Here is a 9325-nt window from a genome sequence, read left to right as displayed (position 1 = left end):
CGAACTCGGCCGTGAAACCCGACTGCGCCAATGGTACTATCGCTCAAGCGATGGAAGAGTAGGTCGTCGCCAGGCATTGAAGCCCGTGCAACATGTAAACACGCAACATATCCAAAACCCATTCACAAACGTCTTCTACCCAACGCACGCTAGCCGTGCCGTCGCGGGGTGGAGCAGCCCGGTAGCTCGTCAGGCTCATAACCTGAAGGTCACAGGTTCAAATCCTGTCCCCGCAACCACCATTACAGAACTCGACCTCACGCCGGCTCCTGGGGCGGCGTTGTCGTTTGTGGCCCATGCCAGCAGATCCGATACCTTCGCGACCACCTCCATCTCAGGGCCTGGGGGCGTCAGGGCAAATGGGCACGCTTTCGATGAGCGTCAACATCACAGCCGCAGCCTCGGTCCGGATCGTTCCGTCGTCGAGCGACTGGCGGAGTGCCGCAACCTTGCTGCGGAACCGGTCCACAAGCACCGGGTCGGGCAGGGAGACTACGATCGGTTTCCTGGTAATTGTTGCAACTCTTTGTGTCTCCAGCCGCTCCTTCTCCGCCTTTCGCTCCGCGATCATCGCCCGGAGCACCGGACTGGCAATGCCGGCGAGCAGGTTCTGGTACAGATTGTCGAGTTCAGTAGTGACCTGCTTGAGGCGGTGTTGAGCTGCGTGCTCCATGCCCGCGTCCTGGCCCAATCGCTGCATCTCGTGCTCGAATTCTTCTATAAATAGGCGCACATGGTTCTCGGTCAGCAGATGCTCCTGCAGAACCGCCAGCGTCGCGGCCTCCAGAGGTTCCTTGCGCACGGAAACACGATTACCGCACGTGCCTCGCTCCTTCTGACCAGCGCAGCGGTAATAATCCTTCCCGCTGATCGTATAGTTTGCCCCGCAGCAAATACAGCGGATGAGCCCGGACAGGAGATGCTTTGTGCGCTTGCTGCCGACTGTCGACGATGCCGTTGCCGGGCGCTTGCGGTGTTCGATTTTATCGCGCGCGGCTTCGAAGACAGTATCGTCGATGTTTTGTAGATCTGGGATCCCAACTTCTACCCAATCAGACTGGTTACGGAGCCGATAGCGGCGTTCGCGCTTCTCGCTGTCGGGGTTCCTGCGCCACTTCCGGCGCCCCCATACTAGGCGTCCCACGTAGAGCGGGTTGTTAAGGATGCCGACGAGTTTGGCGGGATCGCCTCGGACCGTCGAGGCGTTCCACTCCCCACCACGGGGGCCGGCACGCCTTCGTCGTTCAGCCGGGTGCCGATCTGAATAGAGGGCACCCCGCGGCGAACCATGCGAAGGTTTTTGCGGCGCAGGTCGGGATCAGTCGGGTTGCGCTTTCGCGGATCGAAAACGGAAAAGCGTGGCCGCTTGCGCGGCGCCTCATTCTGATCTTGGCGACGATCGTTCGTGCTATCTTTGCACCGTGCGTTCGAGCGCGGGGCGGGTTCATCGCTGATGCCGACACCGACCCAATCCGCGTTGATTGGTTGCTCCGGATCGGCGATCGTCGTAGTGAGCCAACCGAAATTATATTCCAGCATACAGATCGGCAATCTGGACGAGGCAGGCGGATATGAAAAACAATACGTTCTCATTGCGCGACGGATCAACGCGCGGTGCGCTGGTCGGGCCGATTGGCCAGACCGTCCACCTGCAACCATTCGTCGATGGAGTTGACCGGCTCCATGGCGCCTTTCCGTGGCATCCCGATGGAACCCGCAGCCTCTACGCGACTGACGCGGCATGGCAATGCTTTGCGTGCCGCGCTGGTGGTGATGCCGTCGATTGGATCATGAGGCGAGACGCGGTCGATAGGACGCAAGCGGGCGCGCTCGTTCATGAACGCCGCTCCCGGCCGCTTCACGCGCACGTAGCGGTCGTTCGAAGCCTGACGCTCGCGACCTGAAAGCGGCCGCGCCCCCGGCAGAAAAAGCGCAGTCCAATATGGTTACCCGTCTGGGAAGCCCGGTCCCGCGAAATGGGAGATAATCTCGATCTGCGACGAGTTGGTTTTTAGCCGATCATAGGCGACGATGTATGCTTGCCTGCTTGATACCCGCGCACCCTTTGCCGGCATGGAGGGGATCCGTACGCTTGATAGCCGAGATTGCGGGTGAGGTGATCTCAGGACGGCCCGTTACGCGCGCGGCCACCCGGTAGGGCGTTGCGAGAACCGCGTGACTGAGGCATCATGCAGCTCATGTCGTCCTATCGCACCAGTGTGGCCGTGTTTGATGTGCCCGATTCTTGGCATGATCAGTCGATCGTGGCGTTTCGCCTACCGCCTGCTCCCGGCGGTGGCGGCGATGCGAGTTTCGTTATCACTAAGGACCCGGGTAAGGGCGTTACCCCGTTCGCGTCATACTTCAATGGACAAGCCGACACTATACGTCGCAGCCTGCCCGGCTATCACGAGCTTAAGCGTGAACTGTTTCACGCCAATGAACGCGACGCGGGATGGCTTGAGTTTCAATTCGAGAAGGACGGTCGCGCCATGCAGTTGCGGCAGATCTTCTTCGACAGCGGCTTCCTGGCCGTCATCTGTACGCTGACCACACTCCCTGCGGACATCGGCTATCATGACGCAGACTGGCGACGGGTGATGGCCAGCCTGGTCTTTGATCCGCCGGCTGCCTCTGCAAGCTATCCATGAGTCTTAGAGCCGTGACTCGCTGAACCCCGTGACCATGGAACCCGCCGCCCGCGTCGAGGACGAGATCGCCCATGGTTATGGCATGCTGGCGATGGTCGGTGGCGCGTTGGTCGGTGTGGCGGCGGGGATCGCCGTCGTGGGTGCGATCGGCTTAACCGGCGGACTTGCTGCGGTGGCGATTGCGGGCGCGGTGGCGGGCGGTGGCCTAGCCGGAGACCAGATCGCGTCGGGGCTTGAGACGATTTTCGACCTGCCCGAACCTACGACTGGCGTGCTGGCGGTGGGATCGCCGAACGTCTTCATCAACGGACGCAGCGCGATCCGCGCCGAATTGTCGAGCGCGTCGAGCTGCAACGGCCTGCCGTTCAATCACCCTCCCTGGCTCGGATCGATTATCGTCCGCGAGGGATCGTCGACCGTCTTCATCAACGGGCAGCCCGCGTCGCGCCTGAAATCGACGCTGACGTGCGGCGCGCATATCAAGACCGCGTCGCCTAACGTCTTCATTGGCGGCGAGACGGTGCGGACCGGCTTCGTTTTCGACCTTGAGGCGTGGACGCGTGGCGGCCTACAGATTCTGGGGATAGGCGCCGCGGTAGGTGCTGGCGCGTTTGCTGCGATGGCCGGTGTTGCCGCATTCGGCGCATTTCTCGGCATTGGGGCTCTGGGTTTCGTAGGCATGGAGGGCGTCGGTCTGGTCGGGGACGCGATCGGGCCGGGCTACCGAGACCTATTGCAGGGTCTGGTCGGCATGGGAATGGTCGTGTCCGGGCCAAAGTTGGCAAGGGAAGGAAGTATAGCGAGCGAGCGATCGCGTATCTCGCAACTCTCGAGAGACGGTCAAATCGAGGACGCGCGTGCCATACTGAAACGCCATGTCGACGCAGGAGACATCGACGGCGTCGTACGCCGACTGGATGTATCAACCGACGGGCAGCGTGGCTTCCTGTGGTCAGGTAACAAGGTCGCGGCAGGGCAATATGCCGAGGCTCATGGGGGCACGACGCTGGAAGGCACACCGGGTGGCCGGGTCATCGATGACTGGGATCATTTGAACACCTCTATGCCATGGGACAAAGGTGGCGAGCAGGTCTGGGGCCAAACATCTGCACGCTATACCCGCGGATTGACGGGGGACGTTGAAGCGTTGCAATCACCAAGCAGGGCAGGCGGCGGTTACGTCTTCCGAAAATACGAGATGCCCGAGATCGAGGCCGGCAAAGCGGCGGGTCGGATCACCAGTTTCGAGGAGAAGATCGTGTTGCCTGATACGGGAAATTGGCCGTGACCTGGACAGCCTTCAGCAAGCAATATGAGGCAAAGGGGCGGGAGAAGGCGGATGGCTATTTTCCCTTCCACTTTGAGGGCATGGACGCCAACGAATTGACGCGGGCGCGAGCGTTGATGGAAACGCGTGGCTCGGCCGGCGATACCACCGATCTCGATGGCTTGAGATTGATCGGCGATGCCGGCAGCATCGCCGTGCTCGAAGCCGCGGAGGCTCAGGATAAGAGGCTAGGCATTGCGTTCGAGTGTGCGCGCCGTGAGACTTTGTTCGCCCTGACGGGAAATGTGCTCGTCCTTGCCCCGCTAATCGATCGATTGGACACACGCGAGGACCGCGATTCGGCCTTCGCTGCGCAAGCGATCGCCCGCCATCAACTGCCGCCATCCTTTGCCACAGCATTGGCGGCCCGTATCGCCGACGGGCGTCACGAAACCTCCTTGCTGTGGATCATAAAGGCGTGGCTGTCGGCGCAAGGCGAAGCAATCTGGCAGGTGCCGGTATTCGACGCGAACCTTTCCTTTATCCGCAGCGTGATAGCCGAGCGTCCCGCGGCGCGGCGCAGTTTGCTGGAAACATGGCGAATGTGAAGTAGCTCAAAATACGAGCAGTCAGTGCTGCACGGTTCCGATGTCGTGGAGTAATGCGAGGTTTCGGCGTTTAGTAAAGAGCTGACCAGCGGACGGTTTACTGTGGTTGAATACGAACTGGTAACATGAAATCTGGTTGACGTCATTGCCGCCGCCATTTGTCGTGATCAGTAAATGACGCGGAGTGAATTTCAGCGCCCGTACGAAGCTCGATGACGAAAAAACGGCTACGATTATTCCCCAATTGACTTCCATGGTATGACGGAACAACAGCGCGCGCGGGAAATGATGCTGGATCGGGCGCTGAAAGCGCGATACCATATATCTTAGCGGTTTGCGTTATATTGGCGATGACGCTACCATCGCTTTAGGTCGCTGTCGAAACATTTACCCACCTTGGATGGCGGGATGGCGGGATGGCGGGATGGCATGACGTGGTATTCGAACTCACAGTCCAGGAATATACCTGACCGACCGTGCGAAGTACCTCGCCCGGCGCGATCCAGCCGTGCAGTAACATGCCGTCGGCGTTTTACCTGGTATGTCGTTTCTGCAGATACCGAACATTTTCTACTCGATCGTATCTAAGACGACCGGCATAAAGCAGCCATATTCCCGCTTTTGCAGGTGTGGATCGCTGCCCACCACGCGCCGTGTCGATATCACGTGTTTTCAGCATCACGTGGACTTGATTCGCGAGATCAGCAGCGATCCTCCGAAACGTCGATATGATACATTGGCCCATGCCGCGAGGGAGCTTTCGCGCGGATCGTGTCGCGGGACCCTGATATGTTGACGTTCGAACACGAGACATCCTCTTTCGTTTTTCACGGAGTTCGGATCGGACCGAGTGTTTCCGTCACGCAACTCGCAGTGGCTCTGGGCGTCAGCGTTCAAGACAAGCCAGATAATCGAGCATGGAGCTTCGTTAAAGTCGACGCCCGACCGGTGGGGGCGTTTGTCGCGTTTCTGGAAGTCAAGATCAACAGCGGCTATTTCTGGGGCGACGTGCCTGGTGCCGGGTGGAATGACTATGAACGCGCAGAGCAGCAGCCTCGAAGGGAACACGAGCGTTTGATGTACGAGATGTTCGGAACGCTGCAATACGACGATCAATTTGAGCGTCGACCTCGTGCGCGATCCTCGGTCCGGCCTCGAGCAGATACGGTTCGAAACTAGGTGAACGGCTTGAGGTGCTTCCGTTTGGATCCAGGCGTGCGATGCCGATGAGGCAGCTAACAGGAAGGGCGCGTTGCGTTGCTTGAGGACGATGAGCGCGGCGTACCATCCGACGCATTTCGGGAGGGGCGTGACGTCTATTTGATTTATAGCTTCGAAGACGTCGCCTTCCACTGGGAGCATGTGTCTGGACGGGTTTTTCGTCGCTTCAAGGGTACGGGGCGGGAGAGCGAAACCGTCCATTCAAACCGCTTATATATGGACGCTCGAATGGGCGGTCGGCTCGCGACCCGAGAGGAGTACGACAATTACTGACCTATCGTTTAGCCCACTTGACGAAGCGATTGTGTTCGCAACTCATGCGCATCAGGGACAGGTCGACAAGGCTGGCGCGCCCTATATCCTGCATCCGTTCCGGGTAATGCTGGCGCAGGCGGACGATGTGCGCCGGATCACCGCGGTGCTGCACGATGTCGTCGAGGATTGCGCTGTAACGCCAGCCACGATCCGCGCCCGCTTCGGCGATGCGGTTGCCGACGCCGTGGTGGCACTCACGCGACGCGATGATGAGGACTACGGTGCTTTCGTCGCGCGCTGCGCCGCAAACGAGATCGCGCGTGACGTGAAGCGCGCCGACATTACCGACAATTTGGACCTTTCGCGCCTTCCTGTTGTTACGAACCGGGATCGACAACGAGCTGATAAATACCGACGAGCGCTCGCGCTGCTCCAATAGAAGATTGGCCAACGACGTCGAAGCGGCGCAATCTTCAGGGTTGCGCAAACGGCGGTTACGCCTTTCAGGTCGGGTGGTCGCTTCTGGAATGCAGCGAGAGTTCCTTCGATGTCGGATTATGGGCGGAAATGGCCCGGCCGCTTTTAAGTGTCGACTGGTCGCCGAGCGCCGTCGTAAAACACCGGTTTGTCGTTGCCGCGCACCCTAATCCTGGACAATTGCTGCTTGCGCGGTGGCGTACGTGCTCCATGTCGGCACCATTGGCCGAGATACCCTGCCGGATTGAGAACGTGCGCGACAACCTCGGAGACGAGGTTTTCGTCAGGGAACAGCGGCTGCTGTTTGGCGTGAGATCCAATCTCGACGAAGTTGCTACTTCGCAGGCTGGCTTATTGCCGAGCCGATCTCGGATCCCCCCCCGAATGGCAATTTTTCCAGAGCTCGACATTCACGGCCGATTGCCCGAACGACGGCTTTGTCCCAATGTTCGCCAATAAATTCTCGATCCGTGGCGGCTTGACGCCGCGTTCCACTGAGATGAAGACATGTCTGAAGTTGGAGCTAGCCAACGAAGCGCTGAGTGTCTGGGAATGGGGCATCTGAGCTGTGCCAGCGTGAACGCCCCCCTATAGTCGACCTTGCTGTGGGTGGATGACCGGCTACGGGCCAACTGGCCCGACCCACACTACGGACTAGAACGTATAGGCAAGACCGATCGTCCCGAGCCACTGATCGCGCGATCCGGCGATCGCGACGAGCGGGCTGCGGGCGATGTCACCTTCCATGCGTCCATAAGTGCCGCCCGCGACGATCTTGATGCCCTGCAGTAGGTCGCCAGTGAGTGAATAGCTGCCGATCGCGCCGAGCGTCCAGTTCTTGAGGCCAGCACCGGCGGCATAGATAGGCAAACCGCTCGCTACGCTCTGCGCCGTTGAGACACTGTAATAGGTTTGGGCATAGCTGCGTTCGACGATGTCGGCGGACGCGAACACGCCGATAGCAGCCTTGCGGGACAGCGGCGTGAAATAAGTGATGCTGGGGTTCCAGATGCCGCCGTCGTGGACATTGCTGATGTCGTGGCGATAGCCGAGCGTGACCGACAGCTTGTCGTACGGGCTCGTCAGCACCCCGGTTTTGCCTATGCCAACATAGCCGCCAAGTTCGACTGCGGTGGCGCGCTTGCCGAGCGCACGGACGCGAAGGTCGACTATGTTACCGAGCGAACTGCGGTTGAAGTTCAGCTGGACGATCGGACCCACCTGGAAATCCCAGACTGGACCGGGCTCGTCCTTGATTAGGTCGACGCTCAGCTGGTTACCGGCAAGCACGAAGCCGTACCCCCTGACGGCGCCGATCGCGGCGGGGACGGGGGTGATCCGGTAGTCGTTGGAGCCTTCGTAATCAGGGAGCGCCGCGACGCCGGCACCGACGGTGACGGTATCGCGGTACGGATCGGCGGGCTGGTCCTGTGCGTAAGCGGGTAGCGTGACGGTCGCGGCGAGAATGCTGGCGAGCGTGAACTTCAGGATTTGGGTATAGAGCACGGGAAGATCCTTTGCTGATCGATAAGGGCGAAGAGAACGGCTAGACGCCAAGCGCGCGGTGGCGCTGGATGTGTGCGAGCGTCGACGCGACGCGCTGGCGAACGACCGCGGGCTTTGCCGTTAATGTTGCTTGGCGCGTGTCGAGCACGGGCGGTGCGCCGAGATCGCCACGGGCGTAGCGGGCCTCGACCGTTGCGAGCATTTGGTACCGCGACGCCAGATCACGATCGTAGAGGCGGGCGCCGACCTGCACGTTCAGCGCGAGCACCCGGCCGCCGGTCTTGATGCCAAGCGGAATGTCGCGGCGCGGGCGCAGGACGCCGTCCAACGCCGCGGTCTGTCCGCCGGCATGATGGATGGTGACCACGTTAACAAGCGTGGCGTCGGATCGGGGCGATACGACCGGTTCAGAAGAACAGCTGGCGCAGGCAGGAGGGGCAGATCGGCGGCGATGATCAGCTTAGTCGGCAGCTTGCTTGGCAGCCTGGTCGGGGCAATTGAAATCATCGGCATCGTCGCGTCCCGTTGTGAACGCGGTCGCCCTGCCGATTTGAACCGATCCTGGCACGCCGATCCTCGAAACCGACCAGTCATTTTCGAAAACGACTGGTACGCAGGCTCGGAAAACGGCGCGCCTAGCCTTCGAGATGCCGCCGCCAAAACGTGCTGGGGTTATGCTGAAAAGTTCTTTGAACACCCGGTTGAACATCACGAGGTTGCCAAACCTAGCACCTATCGCGCTCATCAGGAGCGGCACGTCGGCCCGCGAGGGGGCGGCGAGCGCGCTGCGGACTTCGGCGATCCGGTGTTGGTTGAGGTAGTCGCTGACGTTGCGATGGCCGAGCCCGCCATTGATGTGACGCCGCACCGGTATTCGGGCGTCTCGATCCGCGCGGCGACCTTCGACATGAGAAATGCGCGTCCGGCTCATCTGCCCGGATCGCTCCGTCAGCCTCTGCCTGTAGTCGGCGATTACCAGCGATCTTGGCGAGCAGCGTTCGGCGGCATCAGGTTGCGGCCATGATATCGCGCCAGCTTCGGCCGTCGCGGAGAAGGCTCGAGATAGCGCCATTGCGAGCCTTATTCTCGGTGCGTTCCTGATAAAGGCCTGCAACCTGCTCACGGTGCCGAACCAACTCGGCGTCGACTATAACGCGCATGTGCTCGAGTCCGTCCTGACCTACGTCGCGCCCGCGCTCGGATGGCGCTGAGGCGGCGCGTGTCACGGCGTTCCGGCTGGTTCAGCACTGCGAAGAGTAAAGGTCGCAGGGTAGGTCGACCGTGACCGATCACCGTCGAAACGGATCATGAAGGCGTGTCCGGTTTCAAAAGCGACGACG

General features: G+C 60.5%; 11 protein-coding genes, 1 tRNA gene and 1 pseudogene. 9 read left to right on the top strand and 4 right to left on the bottom strand.

The features are described 5' to 3' along the window. Positions 1 to 162: 162 nt before the first annotated feature. Positions 163 to 239 (top strand) — tRNA-Met (locus tag C8J44_RS06445). Positions 240 to 334: 95 nt separating this feature from the next. Here the strand turns inward: C8J44_RS06445 and C8J44_RS06440 are convergent. Then, entirely contained in the window at positions 335 to 916 is a 582-nt protein-coding gene (locus tag C8J44_RS06440; RefSeq protein WP_259466748.1) for a zinc ribbon domain-containing protein, read from the bottom strand. Positions 917 to 1030: 114 nt separating this feature from the next. Next, positions 1031 to 1171 (bottom strand): annotated as a pseudogene (locus C8J44_RS18735) (recombinase family protein); the annotation flags it as partial. 89 nt (positions 1172 to 1260) lie between these two features. Between C8J44_RS18735 and C8J44_RS18935 the strand changes: the two are divergent. The 7 genes from C8J44_RS18935 to C8J44_RS18925 all read left to right on the top strand — a co-directional run bounded on the left by C8J44_RS18935 (position 1261) and on the right by C8J44_RS18925 (position 6441). Next, positions 1261 to 1575 carry a helix-turn-helix transcriptional regulator gene (locus C8J44_RS18935; protein WP_121903723.1) on the top strand — a complete coding sequence of 105 codons (315 nt, stop codon included), beginning with the start codon at positions 1261 to 1263 and terminating at the stop codon, positions 1573 to 1575. Then, entirely contained in the window at positions 1572 to 1904 is a 333-nt protein-coding gene (locus tag C8J44_RS18930) for a CHC2 zinc finger domain-containing protein (protein WP_121903722.1), read from the top strand. The genes C8J44_RS18935 and C8J44_RS18930 overlap by 4 nt, the downstream gene beginning before the upstream one ends. A 285-nt stretch (positions 1905 to 2189) precedes the next feature. After that, the gene (locus tag C8J44_RS06425) at positions 2190 to 2651 is read left to right on the top strand and encodes a DcrB-related protein (RefSeq protein ID WP_121903721.1); all 462 of its coding nucleotides are present in this window, start codon (positions 2190 to 2192) and stop codon (positions 2649 to 2651) included. A gap of 34 nt (positions 2652 to 2685) precedes the next feature. Further along, positions 2686 to 3939, top strand: coding sequence for a PAAR domain-containing protein (locus C8J44_RS06420; protein WP_147453145.1), 1254 nt, complete (start codon positions 2686 to 2688; stop codon positions 3937 to 3939). Continuing rightward, positions 3936 to 4526, top strand: coding sequence for a hypothetical protein (locus C8J44_RS06415; RefSeq protein ID WP_147453144.1), 591 nt, complete (start codon positions 3936 to 3938; stop codon positions 4524 to 4526). Before C8J44_RS06420 ends, C8J44_RS06415 begins: the two co-directional genes overlap by 4 nt. A 789-nt stretch (positions 4527 to 5315) precedes the next feature. After that, positions 5316 to 5705: a hypothetical protein gene (locus C8J44_RS18175; RefSeq protein ID WP_147453143.1), complete on the top strand. Its 390-nt coding sequence runs from the start codon at positions 5316 to 5318 to the stop codon at positions 5703 to 5705. Positions 5706 to 5886: 181 nt separating this feature from the next. After that, entirely contained in the window at positions 5887 to 6441 is a 555-nt protein-coding gene (locus C8J44_RS18925) for an HD domain-containing protein (protein ID WP_121903718.1), read from the top strand. A 692-nt stretch (positions 6442 to 7133) separates the two neighbouring features. Here the strand turns inward: C8J44_RS18925 and C8J44_RS06405 are convergent. Then, entirely contained in the window at positions 7134 to 7985 is an 852-nt protein-coding gene (locus C8J44_RS06405) for a MipA/OmpV family protein (protein ID WP_259466728.1), read from the bottom strand. 40 nt (positions 7986 to 8025) lie between these two features. Further along, on the bottom strand, positions 8026 to 8352 hold the full coding sequence (locus C8J44_RS06400) for a hypothetical protein (protein ID WP_121903717.1): 327 nt from the start codon (positions 8350 to 8352) through the stop codon (positions 8026 to 8028). A gap of 84 nt (positions 8353 to 8436) precedes the next feature. Between C8J44_RS06400 and C8J44_RS18170 the strand changes: the two genes are divergently transcribed. Next, positions 8437 to 9009, top strand: a complete 573-nt coding sequence (locus tag C8J44_RS18170) for a hypothetical protein (protein WP_147453142.1) — start codon at positions 8437 to 8439, stop codon at positions 9007 to 9009. The last annotated feature ends 316 nt before the right edge of the window (positions 9010 to 9325 follow it).

This window comes from Sphingomonas sp. PP-CE-3A-406 (assembly GCF_003688625.1).
In the GTDB taxonomy this organism is placed as follows: Bacteria; Pseudomonadota; Alphaproteobacteria; order Sphingomonadales; family Sphingomonadaceae; genus Sphingomonas.
Note: the sequence above shows the minus strand (reverse complement) of the source record. Positions and strands in the feature narration are given on the sequence as shown.

What these genes read in the sequence shown, in the direction of transcription:
- C8J44_RS18925 (WP_121903718.1), top strand. Translation starts at nt 5,887, where the DNA reads ATGTGTCTGGACGGGTTTTTCGTCGCTTCAAGGGTACGGGGCGGGAGA.
- C8J44_RS18175 (WP_147453143.1), top strand. Translation starts at nt 5,316, where the DNA reads ATGTTGACGTTCGAACACGAGACATCCTCTTTCGTTTTTCACGGAGTT.
- C8J44_RS18930 (WP_121903722.1), top strand. Translation starts at nt 1,572, where the DNA reads ATGAAAAACAATACGTTCTCATTGCGCGACGGATCAACGCGCGGTGCG.
- C8J44_RS18170 (WP_147453142.1), top strand. Translation starts at nt 8,437, where the DNA reads ATGATCAGCTTAGTCGGCAGCTTGCTTGGCAGCCTGGTCGGGGCAATT.
- C8J44_RS06420 (WP_147453145.1), top strand. Translation starts at nt 2,686, where the DNA reads ATGGAACCCGCCGCCCGCGTCGAGGACGAGATCGCCCATGGTTATGGC.
- C8J44_RS06425 (WP_121903721.1), top strand. Translation starts at nt 2,190, where the DNA reads ATGCAGCTCATGTCGTCCTATCGCACCAGTGTGGCCGTGTTTGATGTG.